The organism is Vibrio sp. 1978, from assembly GCF_033344345.1.
In genome coordinates this window covers 141,591-160,611 of sequence record NZ_JAWPOP010000007.1, presented here as the reverse complement: position 1 = coordinate 160,611, position 19,021 = coordinate 141,591, and the positions used below count along the sequence as shown (strand labels likewise).

Genomic DNA, 19,021 nt, shown 5'->3' with positions numbered 1-19,021 from the left:
ACCGTGACAGCGATGAGTAACAAGAAATAAAATCAAAAAACCTAGAAGCCCAAAGACTTTGCCAGCAGATATTAACTGCTGGCTTTTTTTGGTTTGGGGAGAGGTGTAAGCAAATCTCTCAGCGCTCCGAGTTCAAACTGGAGGGAATGGCTCTACAATCACGGATAATTCAGTTCACTCCACCAGCATCACAACGCGCTGCGAATAGATTCTGAATACTCGCTTAGGCTCCTTCAGAATGACGCTGTTCGTTTAGCGTTCTCTCCCCGTCATTCCCGCGAACCTAGGTGAGACTCGGAATCTACTCACCGTAAACTCGATCGAAAATGAGTAGCACGAACAAACAAAAGGTGAAACAAGGTTGCAAGCCCCTAACCCAACTCTCAGATTCAAAGCACCAAACCCACCGAATCTCTCAATGTATCCAGATCCAAAGATATCAACCCTAAAAAATTTTAAAAAAGCCCTTTACCTAAACTTAACTTGAGGTTTTAGCATATTCATCGTTGGCTAGAAAATGACAAAAAGGAGCACATCATGATCCAACTAGAACATATTAACTTAGTCGTGAAAGATATCCCTGAAATGCTGAAGTTTTACCAAACTGCATTTCCACATTGGTACGTGCGTGATGAAGGTAAAGGCGAATGGAGTGGCAAACCAAGAAACTGGCTACATTTTGGCGACGAGTATCAATACATAGCCATGAGTGACCATGGCGAAGGAGAAAACCGCGAGTTGAGCGGGCACCAAGTTGGGCTAGCGCATTTTGCTTATGTGACCAACAACGTCGATGCAATCATCAAAAGACTAACCGATGCAGGTTATCCGATTGCCCAACCTGGTGCTGATGAACCATACCGCAAAAATGTGTATTTTGTTGACCCTGCCGGTTTTGAGATTGAATTTGTTGAATACCTGGCGGATGACCCAAAACTTCGTAACCTGACAAGCTAAAAGAGATGTAAATAATAAAACGCCAGCAGATAGTGACTGCTGGCGTTTTATTTTATCTATCAGGCTTCTTTATCGCATTAGCGCTGTTTGGCAAAAACCTGAGTCCAGTAATATCCGTAGCGTGCAGAGTGATTTTCGACAAGCGACGCGCCCATCTGATCAAAATCCGCACTCATAATATTAAGGCAGTGACCTTCACTCGATAACCAAGCATTAACGACGGCGTTAATGCTGCTTTGCCCTACGGCGACATTCTCACCAATGGCGCTCCAAGCATAGCCCGTTGCGTTAACTCGATCTGACATCTTGCTGCCATCAGAGCCTGTGTGGCTCATGAAATCGCTGTTCGCCATGTCGCTTGAATGTCGATAAGCGGCGCTTTCCAAATCGTAGCTCCAAGTCAGGGCCCCAACAGGTGGCATGGTGGTTGCACCACACTGTTGTGTAGTAGAGCGGGCGCTGTTGACCGCTGCAAGCATCTGCTCGGCAAATGTGCCTTGTGACGATGTGGAACCTGAGTTTTGTGAGCCGCTTTCTGCTGGGGCTGACGACTCCCCATCGCCGCCACATGCGCTGAGAAGTAGGGCCAAAGCAGGCACTAAGATCTTAGTTGGCATTGTCTTTCCTTTATGAGTGACGAAGAGCAAACTGCGCTTTTCGATAATAACGCCCAATAAACTAACAAAAACCAATAAAAGCACCATATAGCTTAGGGGTTTTTAACCAAAGACTCACATGAAGTTTTCAATCGCCTTGGTTCGGTCGATAAATCGGCAACGTTTCAGCCCAAGTATGGAATGGCGTTTCATCCATATCCTGTATTGCTTGAGTGATAAAATCGATGAACACCCTCACTCGGGCAGGCACATATTCCCGGTTGGCATAGAGAAGATACACGCCATTTCCTGCTTGGCGCATGCTTGGAAATATCGGCACTAAACGCCCCGCTTTAAGCCAGTCTCTCGCGATAAAATGAGGAATCTGAGTTAATCCTAAGCCTTCTGCGCAAAGCTCTGCCATGGATTCACCGTCATTTACAATATAGTTTCTTTCGGGGTCATATTCACTCGCACCGTCTGGTTCTGGCATCCGAATCGGCAACAGTTTCCCCGTTTGTTTAAAACGAAAACGAACCCAAGAATGGTCATTGAATACATCCGGGCCACTCGGAACACCATGGCGCGCTAAGTAATCCTGACTGGCACAAATGATAAAATCGATAGGGCTCAGCTGACGCACAATCAATTGACTATCGTGAACGACACCAGAGCGAATCGACACATCAATACCTTGCTCAATAATATCAACGTAGGCGTCATCGTAATGAATATCGATAGTGATGTTAGGGTAGCGGCGGCAAAACTCTTTTAATAAAGGACGAATATAGAGGCGACCGTACGAGACTGGCACATTAATCTTAAGCTGCCCTGAAAGCGCATCATTGTGACTTTTTAATGAATCCTCACATGCCGCCAGCTCTTCCAGTACAAACCTAGCAGTATTTGCGTACCGACGACCAGCTTCTGTCAGGCGGCTCTGTCGCGTAGAACGTTGAAAAAGCTGTATACCCAAATCGCTTTCAAGACGATGTATGGCTTTGCTCACGGTCGAAGGGTCAGTGCCATACACTTTGGCAGCCGCAGCAAAACTACCGCCATCTAAAGTGGCAATAAAAAATCGTAGGGACCGTATCTTATCCATATAACCAATGAACTCTATTCATGAATTTTATTCACTTTAGTAAAGACCAAGTGGCTCTTCAATCACTAATTAGCCTAAATATAATGAACCTCAATAACTTGATGCTCTGTTAGCGAGGAAAAACCATGGGTAAAAACGGATTGAAGAATGCACTACAACTATTGAAGCGACACTAGTCCTATTCTTTGGGGTGCTTCAAACAGCACATGCCGCAGATAAACGAATTGGTATTCTGGTTTACGATGGCGTACTGACCTCTGATGTTACTGCGCCTTTAGAGGTCTTTGGCGTCGCAAGTCGTCTCACTTGGTTTAGTGATTATGACGTGCTCACCATTTCCGTCTCCGATCAGAAAACCATCACCACTGAAGAAGGATTAAAAATTGGTGTGGATGCTTGGATTGGTGATCTGCCGGAACTCGACGTATTGGTTTTAACATCCAGCTATGACATGGATGCACTAATCGAAAATAAAGATCTCATTCACTTTATTAAAACTACCTCAAAAGCGGCAGATTGGATGGCAAGTAATTGCTCTGGCGCGTATTTGTTAGCCGAAGCTGGCCTTTTAAACGGCAAAAAAGCAACAACTTGGGCCGGAGGTGAAAACGGCTTTCAAAGAGATTACCCAGCAGTCAAAGTACAAGTCGACCAGAATTTTGTCATTGATGATGGCGTTATCACTTCGAACGGTAGCCTAGTTAGCTATCAAGCTGCTCTTAAGCTACTTCACCTTATGACTTCAGAGTCTAAAGCTCAGGAAGTCGCAGATGCCATCCAGTACTCACGTTTTTCCAACCAACCATTTTAAGCGTGTAAGAAAGAAATCAGAGTCACCCTTCGATATTTCGAAGGTTAACTCTTCGAATTTATCTTCCTAATCGAACAACCCTTTTTATCACTGTAAAAGCGATAAAAAGGGTTATCGTTCATCTGGCAGACACAACGTGCTCTCCAAACTTTTTATCTTAATGCTATGGAAAAACGTAAACGTTACGAAGCACTGACGAAAGAGCGATACCAAGAGATCTACCGTCTCGCATATTGGTTATGCAAAGATCACCACCTTGCTCAAGATTTAGCGCAAGAAACCTTTCTGAAAGCGTGGCGATTCTTTGATAAATTAAATGACCCCAACGCCGCGAAGTCTTGGCTCATTGCTATTTTGCGTCGTGAGAATGCTCGGCGCTTTGATAGAAAACAGTACGATTTTGTCGACATTGATGAGTGTGCAATACAGACAAAAACCTACCCTGGCAGTGACTACGACATGGCCCAAGATTGGCTTCAAAAACAAATGATGATTCTCGAACCCAAATACCGAGAGCCGTTGCTCTTGAGCTTAGTGGCTGGGTTGAATCATGATGAAATTGCCCAAGCCTTGAGGCTCAACCACAACACAGTGGCGACTCGATTATTCAGAGCGCGTAATCAGATCATCGCACAGAAGGAGAGTCATTAAGACACAAAAAGTAGTCAACCATGTAAACTAACTGGCTATGCTCCGGTCTATTTCATAAGTCGTTACACAACTCGACGCTTTAACGCTTTACATCAAGCGCGACTAGATGAACACTTCTTGTCAAAGTACAATAACAGCCGACATAGAGTAGAGTCAGTAAAACATTATGAGTAACACGACGGCGAAAAAGCCGAATCCCTTATTTGAAATCCTTTTCAACGTATTTATCCCTTCCTTCATTTTGATGAAGTTTAGTGGCGATGAGCATCTAGGGACAGCAATGGCGCTGGTTGTCGCTTTGCTATTTCCTATCATTTATGGCGGTATGGACCTTGTCCGTAACAAGAAATTTAACTTTATTTCTGCACTGGGCTTTATCAGTGTTCTGCTAACTGGTGGCATCGGCTTGTTAGAGCTTGATACACGCTGGTTAGCACTAAAAGAAGCCCTGATTCCTGGCCTGATCGGTTTAGCGGTTTTGGGTTCAACGTTTACCCGCTACCCACTGATGCAGAAGTTAGTACTGAATGACACAGTGTTGAATCTCGCGTTGATTAACCAACGTTTAAAAGAAAATGGTAAAACCGATGCGTTCGAACGTTGTCTTATGTCTTCTAACTACCTGTTTGCAAGTACTTTTTCGTTCTCATCTGCAATGAACTACTTCCTTGCGACTTGGATTGTGACTAGCCCTTCTGGTACTGCTGCCTTTAACGAAGAGTTAGGAAAAATGACGCTGTACAGTTACCCAATGATTGCCATCCCAAGTATGTTGATGATGTTCGGTATTTTTTATTACATTTGGCGTCAAGTACGTGCGATGACATCGCTCGAAACAGAGCAAATCTTCCATCTAAAATAGCCCAATCATTACAAGTAAACCCATAAAAAAGGGAGGATTTTATCCTCCCTTTTCTCAACAGGCTCACTGTAATTCACAGCGTCAAAATGATTTTTCCTGACACTGCTGACGAGCGTCGCTCAACCATTTCAATCGCTGTTTGAAAGTCCTCTAACGGCAGATCATATGCAACGTTTAACTTTATGTCGCTGCTAATAAAGTGTTCTAACATTTCAGCAAACACCGTCTTTCTCCCGCCTTTGCCTACCGATTCTTCCCAATACCGCAAAAAGAATGTACTAAAGTCGATGTTGTTGGCCTTCATCGATTCAAAAAACTCAGGCGTATAAGGCGTTAACGACAATGTTCCGTAGTTGATGTATTGGCCGTTTTCTTTCAAGGTACGAATGAGATCCGTGCCAGCCTCACCACCTATCGCGTCCAGAGCGACCGTTGGTTGTGGCAGTTGGCGCGTTTGCAGCTGAACTTGTAAGTTTTTCTTCGCGTCCAACACTGGAATGGTACCGTACGGATACTCGTCTCGCTTTGAGGTCACAGCAATCAGTGCAAAACCCAGTGAATGGGCGAGCTGGGCAAATATCTTACCGATCGCTGACCCTGCTGCATTGATGATCACCACATCGCCTTTGTTCAACTTCGCCACTTTAGTGGTGATCACCCACGCGGTTAGCGCGTTGATGTACAACTGGCAGGCATAGCCGTTCTCCAAACTCTTAGGTAGCGGAAAAAGATTCTCAGGCGAAGCATCTATGTAGTATTGCCAAGTACCACTCATCGCCACCAACACTTTTTGCCCAACTTGAAGGTCAGTTTGACCGACTGCACTGACTTCCACCACACGCCCAACCGCTTCAAATCCCGGCACGCGAGGTGGTACGTGAACGCGGCGGTATTGCCCAACACCATGAATGGAAAGCAAGTCACTTGGGTTAATGTTTGTAGCTTCGAGTCTCACCCGAACCTTGCCCTGAGCAAGCGGTTTGAGGGGCTCTTTTTCCAACGACAGCGACGTTTTGGGTTGACCAAAACAGAATTGATTCACTCGAGTATTTATCGTTGGTGCCATTGTTATTCATACCATGTAATTGAAATTCAAAAAGGAAGTTTCGTAACTTCTACTCAAAAGCATTAAGTGAAGTCGAAACTCTGTATTTCTACCTGCGCGATGCGCCGTTCACTCTAAACTGTTGTGGCGTCATATCAAAATAGGCTTTAAATGCTTTGATGTAGGATGAGTCGTTTTGATAACCCACTAGGTCTGCAATGGCTTGGATTGGCAACGATTCATCTAACAAAGAAAGCGAGTAAATTAGCCGAATTTGTTGCCGCCAAAGCAGAAATGAAGTATTGAATTCCTTGGCGAACAACCGTGATAAAGTGCGCTCAGACGCCCCAATTTTCTCTCCCCAGTCTTTTAGCGAACAGCTCAACGCGGGCTCGTCGGTCAACTGCTCGAAAATCAGTTTTAGTCGTCTGTCTTGTGGTAGCAATAACTGAAATGTCTGCACGTTGCTTTTCAAAATTTGATCATGCAACACCGCCAGCAAATGCAGCACTTCTTCGTGGCTTGTCTCACCTTCACACTGTCTGCGGATCTCTTGTAAAAGCTCATTTAAAAACGGCGTTAAAGCAATGGTTCTCACTTGTGGCTCGTACGTTGCGCCAAACTCAGGGTTGAGGTAAATGCCAACAAATATCGTATTGCTTAGAGCAATCGACTCGTGTTGAACACCCGCAGGAACAAATAACGCAGAGGTGTGCGGAACCAAATGCTGATAATGCTCAGTTTGTGTTTGCAATAACCCTTTGATAGGAAAGATGATTTGATGCCAAGTGTGTTGATGCAGCGCATCAATGTAACCTTTTGGCATGTCGATGGTTTTCACTAAAACAGGAGAATGGGGATTCGCGGCCATCATCTCATTGTAGGTGACGACGCCTGACTTCGAATCAATTTGGCGAGTTAGCATTGTTAGTTGTCTTTTCATCCCTACACCGACACAAGTTTACTAGGCTATCATGCTCCGCATCGCGAATGAAGGTAAACACTTTATCTCTCATTCAAATAATAAGGAGGTTACATGAAGAAAATCGGCGTCGTAAAAGCTGTGCTAGCAGGGAAAACCGTCCCTTATGCTCATGGTGCGCAAAGCGCAATCAACAAACAAGTGCTGCCTGAGCGCCAGCATGCAACAGAGCTCGGTTTTATCAGTGATGAGCAAGGTGATCCGCGCTTTCATGGTGGCATTCAAAAAGCGCTTCATATTTACCCAAGCGAACACTACCCAATCTGGCAACAAGAATTAGGCGAAAGACCAATTTTCCAATCCGCCGGCGGCTTTGGCGAAAACATCAGCTCCGAAGGCGTCACCGAATCCACGATTTGCTTGAAAGATAAAATTCGCATCGGCTCAACACTACTGGAAGTGTCGCAAGGTCGTATGCCTTGTTGGAAACTTAACGTACGCTTTGACCAACACGACATGGCGAGAAGACTGCAAGATACGCTTCGAACAGGCTGGTATTTCCGAGTGTTGGAAGAAGGCGATATCGGTGCAGGTGACGAGATTATTCTGTGCGAAAGACCTTATCCAGAATGGCCACTGGCTCGCATCATGGGCGCGGTTTTCACTGGCTGTTTAGATAGAAAAGAACTCACTAAGCTGTCTGAGCTGCCGTTAGTCGAGTCTTGGGGCAAGCTGGTCGAGCGCCGTCTAGAAACTGGTGAAGTCGAAGATTGGGAAATGCGCTTGATTGGCCCAACTGCCGTTAATACTCAAAAGTAAAATTTGTAAGCCACGCTCTGAACCGACTATGCCGTCAAGAGCGTGTTTTTTGTTTTACTTCGCACTCGGGGCTGGGCGTTTCGACTTACCTTGAAACTGCTTAATGCTCTTCTTAGCATGAGTTCGACGGTTGGCTTTTTTATCACGTGGCGCGCGTTTGCTCTCGCCAGTTGATGGCTTATCCGTTACTGGAAAACCTGCCATATCTTGCACTGGTAATGCACGTTGAGTCAGGTGACGAATCGCGCTTAGTGCGTCCATTTCACCATGACAAACCAATGACACCGCCACACCTTGTTCGCCTGCGCGAGCGGTGCGTCCTACCCGGTGAACATAGGTTTCTGCATGCATTGGCAGTTCAAAGTTGATCACTACAGGCAATTGCTCAATGTGAATGCCGCGCGCTAGTAGATCGGTGGCAATCAACACCTGAATTTGCCCAGATTTAAACTGCGCCAGTGCTTCTTCTCGCTCATCTTGACTCTTATTGCCATGCAGCGCATTGGTTGAGATGCCCGCTTTATTCAGCTTCTTCGCTAAGCCATCGGCGTTCTCTTTCGCACCAATAAAGACTAATGCCTGAGTCCACGCGTTTTTTTGAATCAGTTCAATCAATGCCTTGGTTTTACTGCCTTTGTTAACGAGGTACAGCGTTTCAGCAATATCTTGGTTGGTGCTGTTTTCTTGATGCGCTGCAACTTGCTTTGGTGCCGGCATAAGCAGCTTCGCTTTACCCTTCAACTCATCTGAAAACGTTGCCGAGAACATCGCGGTTTGACGCTGGTTTGAAATAAGCCCCGCAATATTTTGTACGTCAGGCCAAAAGCCCATATCCAACAGACGATCCGCTTCATCCAACACTAGGTAATGGATATTGCTTAAGTCTAAACCGTTGTTTGCCAGATCAACCAAACGACCTGTCGTCGCGACAAGGATATGAGGATTTGTCGCTAGCGCCTGCTGTTGTTGCTCTTTATCAACGCCGCCACACAAACACACTGTGTTGAGGTCAAGAGCTTGACCAACTTGGTTAATTGCTTCACTCACTTGCATTGCCAGCTCACGCGTTGGCACAAGAATCAGCGCTTTTTGCTCTGGATTGACACTCAGCTTTTCCAACAAAGGCAAACCATAAGCAAGGGTTTTGCCGCTGCCTGTATTTGCCAAAGCCAATAGATCTTGACCAGCCAACAGCTCAGGAATGGCCAACGCTTGAATATCGGTCGGTCTCTTGAAGTCTTTTGGCAGTGCGTGAATCAGCTCAGAACTCAATGAGAGAGTAGAAAATGGCATTAACGAAAACCTTGTACTTTGGGTTGAAGAAGCAATAAAAATAATGAAGATGCGGTAAAACGCAGGCGCGGACTTTACCACAATCTGCTAGGTGAACCATCCTATTTTAGGCGCTTAAACCAAGCGGCGCCTATGCAAATCGTCAGAAAACTAAAAAGCGCAAAAAAGCCGTTAGTCTGTACTGCCACAGAGCTAACGGCTAAAAACCCTTGAAGAGAACGCTTCGTCAGCCTTTCACTGCGGCTGAAAAGAAATGTGCAGTTTATTAAAGCACAGCTTTACGATTCGGTAAGAACACCTCACCCAACATACAACGAACCGAGCCACCACCAATAGATTCTATGGTAGAAACGTCGAATGGCAGCAATTTACCGTGCGTTGCCAATTGCTTTCTTTGTGCAGGTGAGAATGCATCGTACGCCGATTGCGACATCGCAATCACCTTGTCGCCGTTGATCGTTTCCAGTTGCAGAATGTTACCGCAGAACTGGTTCATCTGATCAAGCGAAATTGAGATGACTTGCTTGTCTTTGGCGAGTGACTTCATTACAAAACGACGCTCAAATTCTGGGATCACTTCGTCACAAATCACGCAAAACTGTTCGCCAACCGCCATCATCACATTGGTGTGATAAATCGGCGCACCAGACGGCAAACGAGTTTGGAAAGAAATCACTCGTTCATAGCCAATACGATCGGCGTAATCTTCTAAAACCAGACGATCACAACGTTGTGAGAGTGCGGCGTAGACCGTTTTATTTAGGTGGTCAAACACCATCACACCCGTGCTTTCTAAATACGCTTGCTCATCAAGATATTCAGTTAGACTGCTGCGTCGATGAACTTCTCGCCCAGCTTGCGCTAGTGCTGCCACAAGCGCATCGGGACGTACTTCTTTTTGACGGTTTTCACAGGCCATTGGAAAGGTGTACAACGTGCCATCTGGCGTAGTGCTAAACCAATTGTTTGGAAATACCGCGTCTGGCGTCGCAACATCTGAAGTTGGATAATCAAACTCAACAACTTGAACGCCCTCTTGACGCAGCGTTGCAACCATACTCGCGAACTCGGCCATTACTCGACGTGAGACTTCTTCTTGGCTGAGTGACACTTTATGTTGGAACTCATTATCTTGTGCGGTTTCTTCATTAAAACGAAACTCTTTCGGTGGCACCATCACTACGCAGTTTGCGGTTTGGCGCTGAGCACTTTGCGTGCTTTCTTCTTTCCCATTAGCAAATTGGGTCACTGATTCGTGTAATAGCATCCAATACATTCCTTATCACTAGAATGAGGAGATTGTAAATTTATTGTTAACTTCAGTTTTGCTGTTTTGACAATTAATTTAATTGCACAAAAGTAATTTTTGCTGCATTAAGTTCATTTTTCCTTAAATTTTATTGTCACTTTGCAGGTTTAAGCTTTTATGGCACCACGATGAACATGATAAGAATTCATCATAAGAATCAGAACCATAGACAATCACACTCATAACCAACTAGTTACATTTAAGACACAATCGGTTAGACTATTTTTTCGCCCCTCTCGTCAATCGGTCTGCTTTATCGAGGAGCAGGCAAAAAACTCTCATACACGCGGTTTCGTCCAAAGCAGCGTGAATCGATGGATTTAGCCACCCCAAATGGCACTGTTTTAACTTTAGGATGAGTTATGTTTAAACGATTTGAAGGCTTTACAGAGCCGTTCCCCAAATCTACACCGGATCAGCCTCCTTCAGGGATGTTCGCTTTTCTGCGTTATTACACTCGTGGTTATGAAAAGCCTTTGGTCATCATGTCTTTGATGGCCACAATTGTGGCTGTTGTTGAGGTAATGTTGTTTGGCGCGATGGGACAATTGGTTGATTGGTTGTCTACCAGCAATCCAGAAACGTTCTTACAAGACAACAAATCGGATTTGATTTTCTACGGAGCCTTATTGCTGGTTGTCATGCCTATATTGGTGATCTTGTACTCGTTGCTCGTTCATCAAACGTTATTGGGCAACTACCCAATGTCTATCCGCTGGCTTGCACACCGGTATTTGCTCAATCAAAGCTTGAACTTCTATCAAGATGATTTTGCAGGTCGAGTCGCAACGAAAGTCATGCAAACCTCATTAGCTGTGCGCGAAACCGTAATGAAAGCTATGGATGTATTTGTTTACGTTACGGTTTACTTCACCAGCATGATCATTATGTTAGCGACGGCAGACTGGCGTTTGATGATCCCAATGATCGTCTGGTTACTCGCTTACATCGCTATCCAAATCTATTTTGTCCCTAAGCTCAAAGACGTCGCTTCAGCGCAGGCCGATGCACGTTCGACAATGACAGGGCGCATCGTCGACAGTTATACCAATATTCAAACCGTCAAACTGTTTTCTCATAGCCAGCGCGAAACCCAATATGCCGAGCAAGGCATGAAAGGATTTTTGAATACGGTCTATCGTCAAATGCGCCTAGTGACCGGCTTCGACGTCGCTGTAGAGATCTCAAACTATATTTTGGTGTTTTCCGTTGCTGCTTTATCGATTTACCTGTGGTTGGATAGTGCCATTAGCGTTGGCGCGATTGCGATTGCTGTTAGTCTTGCATTGCGCGTAAACGGTATGTCGATGTGGATAATGTGGGAAGTTGGCGCCCTCTTTGAAAACATGGGAACCGTTGTCGATGGAATGAAAACGCTCTCTAAGCCTATTGATATTAAAGATAAACCAGGTGCAAAAGACTTAGTAGTCACTGAAGGTGGCATTCACTTTGATAACGTCAGCTTCCATTACGGTGAGAACAAAGGCGTAATTAGCCATCTCGATCTCAACATCAAACCAGGAGAGAAAGTAGGCTTGGTTGGGCGCTCCGGCGCCGGAAAATCGACTTTGGTGAACTTGTTACTTCGTTTCCACGATGTCGAAGACGGCAGCATTAAGATCGATGGACAGAACATCTCAGAAGTCACACAAGACTCTTTGCGTTCAAAGATCGGTATGGTGACCCAAGATACTTCTCTGCTACACCGTTCAATTCGAGACAATATTTTGTATGGCAATCCAGATGCGACAGAAGAAGATTTGCTGAAAGCCACTAAGCAAGCGCATGCCCATGAGTTTATCGAAACTCTGACCGACCCATTTGGTAATGCCGGATACGATGCGCAAGTTGGTGAACGTGGTGTAAAACTGTCTGGCGGCCAACGTCAGCGTATCGCAATATCTCGTGTGCTACTCAAAGACGCACCATTGCTGGTACTGGATGAAGCCACATCGGCTCTGGATTCAGAAGTCGAAGCAGCGATTCAGGAAAGCTTGAATGAATTAATGCAAGGGAAAACGGTTATTGCTATCGCTCACCGATTATCGACCATCGCACAAATGGATCGCCTCATCGTGCTAGATAAAGGCAGCATCGTTGAACAAGGTTCTCATCAAGAACTCATTGCGAATAACGGCATTTACGCCCAGCTTTGGGCGCATCAAACTGGCGGATTTATCGCTGAAGAACTAGACAATCAACACGCTTCTTAACGAGTGATAAGCTCAATAAAAACGGCGCTTTAAGCGCCGTTTTTTATTTAAATCCATGGCTAGATGCTCATATAGCCATTGTGGTTTCTCATATATGAAACACTCTCCATGATAAAGCTCACACTTTTTCTGCTAATATACCGCCTCGTTGCGTATCCATTGCAATGAACACAATACAGAGTATTGAGCCGTCTTCATTTGTCATTTCACTTTTTGAGAAACAGCTATACTCAATAGATGGCTTAGTTATTATATTAACAATAAGGTAATTAGCTTATGTGTAAATGTGGTTCAATGCAGATCGTACAACTCAAACCAAGTTGGGCTGACAAGCTATTTGGCTACTCAGAAAGATGGAAATGCCAACTTTGTTGTAAGATCTACCGCATCTAAAATTAAAAATAGAATCTTAGTTTTTCTAAGAAAAAGCAGTGGCCCGACAATGATTGTCGGGTTTTGTTTTTCCGAGCATTCATTTTTTTCCCTTCGCTACAAGACTACTCATCACGGCAAAACCTAGCATCTTAATGTGACTTAGGTATAGAATCAGGCCCACTTATTCTTTCCGATATTCATATATAACTGGTCACTATGAACAAAAGTTTGCTAACGAATGTCCTCGCTATCGCTTTGATGGCTGGAGGTCATCAATTACAAAACGACTATCTTTGGTATGCAGGGCTGTTTGCGTTCTCAGGCGCCATCACCAACTGGCTTGCCATCCATATGCTGTTTGAGAAAGTGCCTGGATTATACGGTTCTGGCGTGATCCCCGCGCGATTTGAAGAGTTTAAACTGGCTATCAAAAACCTGATGATGGAACAGTTTTTTACTGAAGCGAACATTGACCGATTCTTGAATAAAGAAATGGCGGGCGGTGTGAACATCGATCTTCAACCAGTAATTGAGAAAGTAGATTTAAATCCAGCATTTGATTCCCTAGTGGAAGTAATTGAAGGCTCTCAGTTTGGTGGCATGCTAGCGATGTTTGGCGGCTCGGAAGCGCTACAACCCATGCGCCAACCTTTCGTCGAAAAGATGCAAGAATCCATCATTGAGTTGAGCAAGAGCGATAACATCAAAGAAGCACTGAAAGAGCAATTCGAATCTCCTGCAATGATGGATGAGATAAAGCAGAACATTGAAGGTATCATCGATCAACGTTTAAGCGAATTAACACCGGCATTAGTTAAAGAAATGGTGCAAAAGATGATCAAAGAACACCTTGGCTGGCTAGTCGTTTGGGGCGGTGTTTTTGGTGGTTTAATTGGCGTTATCAGTACCTTTATCGGGGCATAATCGCTCACCGATTTATTAAAAAAGGAGCTTCGGCTCCTTTTTTAATCGAGAAAAAGTAATATACCAAGCCACGCTAAATAAGGAGGCTCAACACATGCCTCGCCTAACCAAGGAGCTCGGGATTAACACCAAATCCCGTTTTATGTTCTTCTATGACCACTTCACTACGAGTTTGAATCACGCCCGGAAGCGTGCCTAACTTACTCGACATAAACTCCTGATACGCTTTCATGCTCTTAACACGAACTTTTATCATGGTATCGAAATCTCCAGAGAGCGAGTAGCACTCTTCAATTTCAGGCATCAATTCCACCGCTTTCGCAAACTTTTCAAAAATAGAAAAACTGGTTTGGTCTAAACGAATATGGATGAATACTTGCACATCCAGCCCCAACTTTTCCGCATTCAACTCTGCATGGTAACCATTGATATACCCTTCTTTTTCTAGCCGCTTTACACGGTCAGAACATGGAGAAGTCGTTAAGTTAATCAGCTTTGCTAGTTCTACAACCGGAATTCTGCCTCTCGAATGAAGCACTCTCAAAATATGTAAATCAATCCGGTCCAATTGATAACTCATTAACCCGCTTCCTTGTAACCACTTAGAAAGCATCACATTAATCGTTGCTCAAACAATTGCAAACCATCAAATGCACAGCATGTGAAATTCAGCAGAGAATAACCAGAAAACAACGAAGGAGGGAAAGAGCTATGATTATTGCCGCTCACTTAGTAACCGTGATATGAAGAGAAAAAGCAACCTAGCGGCTCCCGCGGAGTCGCAAATTTGAAAGCGCATGACACGCCTGTATAGATATGTCGTTCGGGCAACACTGCCCTATTTAGCCATTAATCATGGCTATCACTCAGAATTAGAGTGCGGCCGATGTATGCCGTGTAGGATGTGGAACAACCTCTCCAATTGCACGATGATTACAACAACGGCAGTAGTATTGAGGCTCCATCTCGTAATAATGTTCACCTGATACAAATTTCGCCATCAGCTGTGTAAAACTCACCATTTTGCCTGTTAACGAGTCAACAGACTGAGGCTCGCAACGCTTCATAATCACTTTATGTTGCGTTGATTTTCTACAAGCTGCGCAATATATATCCGGCATTTCTCTTCTCCCTACTTTTTCGTCCTACTGACAATTGACATATTTTGTTCAAAATAATTCCACAATTAAAAAGCTCCTTTAATTTTTTGTGCCCTATCTTCAAAAAATTGAACGAAAGTATCAAAAAACTGAGACATTGGTCAGACCTCAACTTTTGTACCATCAATATGAGCAAACGTGCTTATGTGTGTAATAATACGACACATTACACATAAGCAATTGTTCGGGCTTATTATTTAGTAAGGCGCATGACAACTACACGCCTGGCTAGATCGAGCTTTCGAGACGCCTTGTTATCTCGATTTACCCCGCAAACCAGTTGCTAGCAGCTATAGCCGTCTCATCAAGGAAGAAATGCATGACGATACAACCGATTCTCACTACCGAAAGACTCGTCCTCCGGCCATTCAATATCGATGACTGCCAACAAGTGGCTTTACTCGCTGGAGATAAGCGAATTGCCGACATGACAGCAAACATCCCTCATCCTTATGAGCGACCGATGGCGCAAGCATGGATAGATAGGCACGATCCGATGTATCAGCAGCATCAAGGCGTGGCGTACGCTATTACCTTGCGAAACACTGGGGAGTTACTTGGTGCAGTGAGTTTACCGCGTATCGAAGAGGGCTACGGTACATTAGGCTACTGGGTTGGCGTGCCACATTGGGGGAAAGGCTATGCATTCGAGGCCTCCAAAGCCTTACTCGAATTTGCTCGAATGCACTTTGAGTTAAACGGAATAACCGTGATGCATTTGGTGGACAATCAGCGTTCTAAATCGGTGATCCAAAAACTAAATATCCCTTACATCGGTGACAAAACATTGCGCATGCAAGGCAAAGAACGAAAGGTTTGTGTCTACCAACTCACGTTCGTCGCTTCTGAATAAAGTCGAGGAATATGTCGGATGATCATCCATGAAACTTCACAAAATCTGTCCAAGAACAACCCTTTCTTGCTAGGAACTGTATTGTTGTCGCTGTTCTATTTTTCCTACCTAGCAGACAAGATCGTCGAGTTTGGACTCGTAGCACTCACAATAATAGGATTGAAACTGCTCTCAACGTACTTCACGCGCCGCGCGTTCAATCCTAAAACGCTAGATATCGATGCAAGCACCAACACCTTGAAGTACCGCCAGGGCTCAACGGTTTACTTCCGTCTACCTCTTGATGACATTGTCAAAGTCCAAATACAGAAAGAGCTCCTCTCTAGCAAAAGTTTGATGCTCTACACAGTCAACGACGCTTACCAAGTGCCGAATTCAGACAATTTCGATTCTCTACAGTTAAAGGATTTAATGAAACAACTTGAAGAGAGAATTGATGATCAATCTCGCTAAAACGAAAAGAGAAGACATTCTAGAATGTTGCCAATTTGGTCTCTAAATAGAAAGACAAAAAAGCCAGCAATAACGCTGGCTTTTCTCTGTATTAGTCTTGTGCGACTTTCACGCGAATTTTGCTTTTTTCTACGTTCGTCAAATTCAGTGCTTCAAGAGCAGAAATGGCTTCTGCTTCGTCCGGCATGATGACAAAACCGAAGCCTTTCGACAAACCCGTGTCTTGATCAAGCACTAGCGAACACAGTTCTACTTTGCCGTACGCTGAGAATAATTTGCGGATATCTTGCTCGGTCATGTGACGAGCCAAGTTTCTTACTAAAAGTTTCATAATGAACCTAGTTGGTTTGATAACGGTTCGATTCTCTCAGTTTCTCTCTGGCAAACCAAGTGAATAATATGACGGCGTTGACTAGATCATTCTAAGTACATCTGTTTAAATGATTTTCCGTTCATTTTTCACCCATAGGAGAGTCGGCATGGAAACGAAACGTCTCAAACTCATCCCTGCTTGTTTAGAACGAGCCGAAGAGGCGCATCAAGCTGTCGTTCGCAGCCAAAAGACTCTCGAAGTCTATCTGCCGTGGGTGCCTCATGTGCTGACATTAGAAGCGATGATAGAAGGGACAGAGAAAGCCATCGCAAACTTTGAAAACTTCGAAGAAGAGCTGCGTTACTACATCATTGAAAAAGGAAAGCGATCGCTTACTGGGTGCGGTCGGCTTGATGATTCGAGATCCCGACGTACCATCCTTTGAGATAGGTTATTGGTTAGATGATGCTGCCGTTGGCAATGGTTATGTTGCCGAGGCTGTGCTCGAAGTTGAGCGCTATGCGTTTGATGACTTGGGTGCCAAGAGAATCGCAATTCATGCTGATAGCACCAACCAAAAGAGCCGGGCTGTAGCCGAGCGCTGTGGTTATGAGTTCGAAGGAGAGCTCAGAAACGAACGTCTTACCACATCGGGAGAGCTGAGTAACACCGTTATTTACGCCAAAATTCGTCGCGACTAACACTCCAATCTAACCGAGCAATGCTAAGCTTTGATCTCAAGCTACCACCATTAACGTTAATTAAGTTTCAGATAAAACAAAGCCCGCTAAAATAGCGGGCTTTGTGTTCATATACGGGAAGTTACTAGTCTAGTTCAACCAGTTTTTTCTCGAACGACTGGTGTTGGTCTAACACGTCTTGCGCAGCACCACCCGTTGCTTTACTTACCACAATGATGGCAAGCGTAGAGAAGATGATGCCCGGTACGATTTCGTACACATCAAACCAACCGCCAGTTAGCTGCTTCCAAACTACGATAGTGATACCACCAACAAGAATACCTGCTAACGCGCCGTTACGGTTCATACCGCTCCAGTAAAGGCTAAGTACAACCGCAGGACCAAATGCCGCACCAAAACCAGCCCAAGCGTAAGATACAAGACCAAGTACTGAGCTATCAGGCGTCATCGCTAGGAATAGCGCAACAAGCGAAATAACGATAACACCGATACGACCAATCATTACGATTTCTTCAGAAGACGCTTCTGGCTTGAATACTTGCTTGTAGAAATCTTCTGCAAGCGCTGAAGATGAAACAAGGAGCTGTGAGTCAGCGGTACTCATTACCGCCGCTAGGATTGCTGCTAATAACATACCCGCAACGACAGGGTGGAATACTGCGTTAACCAATAGCATGAAGATCTTCTCGCCGTCTTCTAGTTGAGTACCCGGATGACCCGTAACCCAAACCAGACCAACAAGACCAACAAGCATTGCACCAACCATAGATAGTGCCGTCCAAATCACTGCGATACGACGTGCAGTCGTTAGATCTTTGTTTGAACGAGACGCTTTAAAACGCGCTAGGATGTGTGGCTGACCAAAGTAACCAAGGCCCCACGCCGCTAGAGAGATAATGGCAATCGCAGACAATGGTTCGCCTTTCGCGTCATTCCATAGCGTTGCAAGTTCTGGGTTGATGTCATGTAGATCAGAACTTAGCTGACCTAAACCACCGTCCATTACCGCTATAGGAACAATCATTAGCGCAGCCGCCATTAGAAGACCTTGCACTAAGTCAGTCCAAGATACCGCTAGGAAACCACCGAATAGTGTGTAAGAAACGACACACACCGTGCCGATGATAACAGCGTAGGTATAATCTAGACCGAATACCGTCTCAAACAGTTTGCCCCCTGCGACCAAACCTGAGCTGGTGTAGAAAAGGAAAAATAGAAGAATGAAAAACGCAGAGATTGTCTGAATCAGTTTCGACTTATCGTTGAAGCGACGTGACAGGAACTCTGGCAACGTTAGCGCGTCAGTTTGGATACTGTAGGTACGAAGGCGTTTTGCACTGATGAGCCAGTTTGCCCATGTACCAAGAAGTAGACCGCCGGCTAACCAGAAGGCCTCGATACCCGCAGCGTACGCATAGCCAGGCAAGCCTAGCAGCAGCCAACCACTCATGTCTGAAGCACCTGCAGATAATGCAGCAGGCCACGGACCTAGGCTACGGCCACCTAGGAAGTAGTCAGATGAATTGGAAGTCCTCTTATACGCGTAAACGCCAATAGCAACCATAATCAGTAAATACGCCACAAAAGTGGACGTGATAGCAAAGCTATTTTCTATCATTAGATAGTCCTCGTTATAATTATTTCCTTCCTTGCCTGCCC

Annotated in this window: 18 protein-coding genes and 2 pseudogenes; 10 read left to right on the top strand and 10 right to left on the bottom strand. The window is 44.9% G+C overall.

What is annotated here, in order from left to right; genetic code table 11:
• Positions 1-537: 537 nt before the first annotated feature.
• The gene (locus R8N49_RS09615) at positions 538-957 is read left to right on the top strand and encodes a VOC family protein (protein WP_005374615.1); all 420 of its coding nucleotides are present in this window, start codon (positions 538-540) and stop codon (positions 955-957) included.
• Positions 958-1,034: 77 nt separating this feature from the next.
• Here R8N49_RS09615 and R8N49_RS09610 read toward each other — a convergent pair whose 3' ends face one another.
• Together R8N49_RS09610 and R8N49_RS09605 are read right to left on the bottom strand one after the other, a co-directional pair.
• Positions 1,035-1,574, bottom strand: a complete 540-nt coding sequence (locus tag R8N49_RS09610) for a CAP domain-containing protein (protein ID WP_025768695.1) — start codon at positions 1,572-1,574, stop codon at positions 1,035-1,037.
• A 127-nt stretch (positions 1,575-1,701) separates the two neighbouring features.
• Positions 1,702-2,658, bottom strand: a complete 957-nt coding sequence (locus tag R8N49_RS09605) for a LysR family transcriptional regulator (RefSeq protein WP_017820076.1) — start codon at positions 2,656-2,658, stop codon at positions 1,702-1,704.
• Between the two features lie 125 nt (positions 2,659-2,783).
• On the opposite strand from R8N49_RS09605, the pseudogene R8N49_RS09600 reads away from it, so the two are divergent.
• The 3 genes and pseudogenes from R8N49_RS09600 (at position 2,784) to R8N49_RS09590 (ending at position 4,982) form a co-directional block, all read left to right on the top strand.
• Positions 2,784-3,469: pseudogene (locus R8N49_RS09600) on the top strand (DJ-1/PfpI family protein).
• Between the two features lie 120 nt (positions 3,470-3,589).
• Positions 3,590-4,120, top strand: coding sequence for a sigma-70 family RNA polymerase sigma factor (locus tag R8N49_RS09595; RefSeq protein ID WP_258490035.1), 531 nt, complete (start codon positions 3,590-3,592; stop codon positions 4,118-4,120).
• Between the two features lie 166 nt (positions 4,121-4,286).
• Positions 4,287-4,982 carry a VC0807 family protein gene (locus R8N49_RS09590; protein WP_318189927.1) on the top strand — a complete coding sequence of 232 codons (696 nt, stop codon included), beginning with the start codon at positions 4,287-4,289 and terminating at the stop codon, positions 4,980-4,982.
• 73 nt (positions 4,983-5,055) lie between these two features.
• On the opposite strand, the gene R8N49_RS09585 is transcribed toward R8N49_RS09590, so the two are convergent.
• Both R8N49_RS09585 and R8N49_RS09580 read right to left on the bottom strand, forming a co-directional pair.
• Positions 5,056-6,048: a zinc-dependent alcohol dehydrogenase family protein gene (locus R8N49_RS09585; protein ID WP_318189926.1), complete on the bottom strand. Its 993-nt coding sequence runs from the start codon at positions 6,046-6,048 to the stop codon at positions 5,056-5,058.
• 88 nt (positions 6,049-6,136) lie between these two features.
• Positions 6,137-6,952, bottom strand: coding sequence for an AraC family transcriptional regulator (locus tag R8N49_RS09580; RefSeq protein ID WP_258490034.1), 816 nt, complete (start codon positions 6,950-6,952; stop codon positions 6,137-6,139).
• A 111-nt stretch (positions 6,953-7,063) separates the two neighbouring features.
• On the opposite strand from R8N49_RS09580, the gene R8N49_RS09575 reads away from it, so the two are divergent.
• Positions 7,064-7,768 carry an MOSC domain-containing protein gene (locus R8N49_RS09575; RefSeq protein ID WP_054578589.1) on the top strand — a complete coding sequence of 235 codons (705 nt, stop codon included), beginning with the start codon at positions 7,064-7,066 and terminating at the stop codon, positions 7,766-7,768.
• A gap of 54 nt (positions 7,769-7,822) precedes the next feature.
• Here R8N49_RS09575 and R8N49_RS09570 read toward each other — a convergent pair whose 3' ends face one another.
• Together R8N49_RS09570 and R8N49_RS09565 are read right to left on the bottom strand one after the other, a co-directional pair.
• Entirely contained in the window at positions 7,823-9,061 is a 1,239-nt protein-coding gene (locus R8N49_RS09570) for a DEAD/DEAH box helicase (RefSeq protein WP_064355017.1), read from the bottom strand.
• Between the two features lie 265 nt (positions 9,062-9,326).
• Positions 9,327-10,328, bottom strand: a complete 1,002-nt coding sequence (locus tag R8N49_RS09565) for an arginine deiminase-related protein (RefSeq protein WP_033906610.1) — start codon at positions 10,326-10,328, stop codon at positions 9,327-9,329.
• Between the two features lie 404 nt (positions 10,329-10,732).
• Between R8N49_RS09565 and R8N49_RS09560 the strand changes: the two genes are divergently transcribed.
• Both R8N49_RS09560 and R8N49_RS09555 read left to right on the top strand, forming a co-directional pair.
• Complete coding sequence (locus R8N49_RS09560; protein WP_258490019.1) at positions 10,733-12,583, top strand: ABC transporter ATP-binding protein; 1,851 nt, start codon at positions 10,733-10,735, stop codon at positions 12,581-12,583.
• Positions 12,584-13,174: 591 nt separating this feature from the next.
• A complete protein-coding gene (locus tag R8N49_RS09555) occupies positions 13,175-13,882 on the top strand; it encodes a DUF445 domain-containing protein (RefSeq protein ID WP_005374596.1) in 708 nt (235 codons plus the stop codon).
• A 103-nt stretch (positions 13,883-13,985) separates the two neighbouring features.
• Here R8N49_RS09555 and R8N49_RS09550 read toward each other — a convergent pair whose 3' ends face one another.
• Positions 13,986-14,462, bottom strand: coding sequence for an Lrp/AsnC family transcriptional regulator (locus tag R8N49_RS09550; protein WP_005374595.1), 477 nt, complete (start codon positions 14,460-14,462; stop codon positions 13,986-13,988).
• Positions 14,463-14,754: 292 nt separating this feature from the next.
• Positions 14,755-15,003 (bottom strand): hypothetical protein, encoded by a 249-nt coding sequence (locus R8N49_RS09545; RefSeq protein ID WP_005374593.1) that lies wholly within the window; start codon positions 15,001-15,003, stop codon positions 14,755-14,757.
• A 358-nt stretch (positions 15,004-15,361) separates the two neighbouring features.
• Between R8N49_RS09545 and R8N49_RS09540 the strand changes: the two genes are divergently transcribed.
• Entirely contained in the window at positions 15,362-15,895 is a 534-nt protein-coding gene (locus R8N49_RS09540) for a GNAT family N-acetyltransferase (protein ID WP_085569453.1), read from the top strand.
• A gap of 18 nt (positions 15,896-15,913) precedes the next feature.
• Complete coding sequence (locus R8N49_RS09535; protein ID WP_186585570.1) at positions 15,914-16,348, top strand: hypothetical protein; 435 nt, start codon at positions 15,914-15,916, stop codon at positions 16,346-16,348.
• A gap of 91 nt (positions 16,349-16,439) precedes the next feature.
• Here the strand turns inward: R8N49_RS09535 and R8N49_RS09530 are convergent, their stop codons facing one another.
• Positions 16,440-16,679, bottom strand: a complete 240-nt coding sequence (locus tag R8N49_RS09530) for an RNA recognition motif domain-containing protein (protein ID WP_005374587.1) — start codon at positions 16,677-16,679, stop codon at positions 16,440-16,442.
• 148 nt (positions 16,680-16,827) lie between these two features.
• Between R8N49_RS09530 and R8N49_RS09525 the strand changes: the two are divergent.
• Positions 16,828-17,362: pseudogene (locus R8N49_RS09525) on the top strand (GNAT family N-acetyltransferase).
• A 124-nt stretch (positions 17,363-17,486) separates the two neighbouring features.
• Here R8N49_RS09525 and putP read toward each other — a convergent pair.
• Positions 17,487-18,980 carry a sodium/proline symporter PutP gene (gene putP / locus R8N49_RS09520; protein ID WP_005374582.1) on the bottom strand — a complete coding sequence of 498 codons (1,494 nt, stop codon included), beginning with the start codon at positions 18,978-18,980 and terminating at the stop codon, positions 17,487-17,489.
• Positions 18,981-19,021 lie beyond the last annotated feature (41 nt).

Bases quoted from the DNA above. Each gene is read 5' to 3' on its own strand.
- R8N49_RS09615 (WP_005374615.1), top strand. From the start codon at position 538: ATGATCCAACTAGAACATATTAACTTAGTCGTGAAAGATATCCCTGAA.
- R8N49_RS09610 (WP_025768695.1), bottom strand. From the start codon at position 1,574: ATGCCAACTAAGATCTTAGTGCCTGCTTTGGCCCTACTTCTCAGCGCA.
- R8N49_RS09605 (WP_017820076.1), bottom strand. From the start codon at position 2,658: ATGGATAAGATACGGTCCCTACGATTTTTTATTGCCACTTTAGATGGC.
- R8N49_RS09590 (WP_318189927.1), top strand. From the start codon at position 4,287: ATGAGTAACACGACGGCGAAAAAGCCGAATCCCTTATTTGAAATCCTT.
- R8N49_RS09585 (WP_318189926.1), bottom strand. From the start codon at position 6,048: ATGGCACCAACGATAAATACTCGAGTGAATCAATTCTGTTTTGGTCAA.
- R8N49_RS09580 (WP_258490034.1), bottom strand. From the start codon at position 6,952: ATGCTAACTCGCCAAATTGATTCGAAGTCAGGCGTCGTCACCTACAAT.
- R8N49_RS09575 (WP_054578589.1), top strand. From the start codon at position 7,064: ATGAAGAAAATCGGCGTCGTAAAAGCTGTGCTAGCAGGGAAAACCGTC.
- R8N49_RS09570 (WP_064355017.1), bottom strand. From the start codon at position 9,061: ATGCCATTTTCTACTCTCTCATTGAGTTCTGAGCTGATTCACGCACTG.
- R8N49_RS09565 (WP_033906610.1), bottom strand. From the start codon at position 10,328: ATGCTATTACACGAATCAGTGACCCAATTTGCTAATGGGAAAGAAGAA.
- R8N49_RS09560 (WP_258490019.1), top strand. From the start codon at position 10,733: ATGTTTAAACGATTTGAAGGCTTTACAGAGCCGTTCCCCAAATCTACA.
- R8N49_RS09555 (WP_005374596.1), top strand. From the start codon at position 13,175: ATGAACAAAAGTTTGCTAACGAATGTCCTCGCTATCGCTTTGATGGCT.
- R8N49_RS09550 (WP_005374595.1), bottom strand. From the start codon at position 14,462: ATGAGTTATCAATTGGACCGGATTGATTTACATATTTTGAGAGTGCTT.
- R8N49_RS09545 (WP_005374593.1), bottom strand. From the start codon at position 15,003: ATGCCGGATATATATTGCGCAGCTTGTAGAAAATCAACGCAACATAAA.
- R8N49_RS09540 (WP_085569453.1), top strand. From the start codon at position 15,362: ATGACGATACAACCGATTCTCACTACCGAAAGACTCGTCCTCCGGCCA.
- R8N49_RS09535 (WP_186585570.1), top strand. From the start codon at position 15,914: ATGATCATCCATGAAACTTCACAAAATCTGTCCAAGAACAACCCTTTC.
- R8N49_RS09530 (WP_005374587.1), bottom strand. From the start codon at position 16,679: ATGAAACTTTTAGTAAGAAACTTGGCTCGTCACATGACCGAGCAAGAT.
- putP (WP_005374582.1), bottom strand. From the start codon at position 18,980: ATGATAGAAAATAGCTTTGCTATCACGTCCACTTTTGTGGCGTATTTA.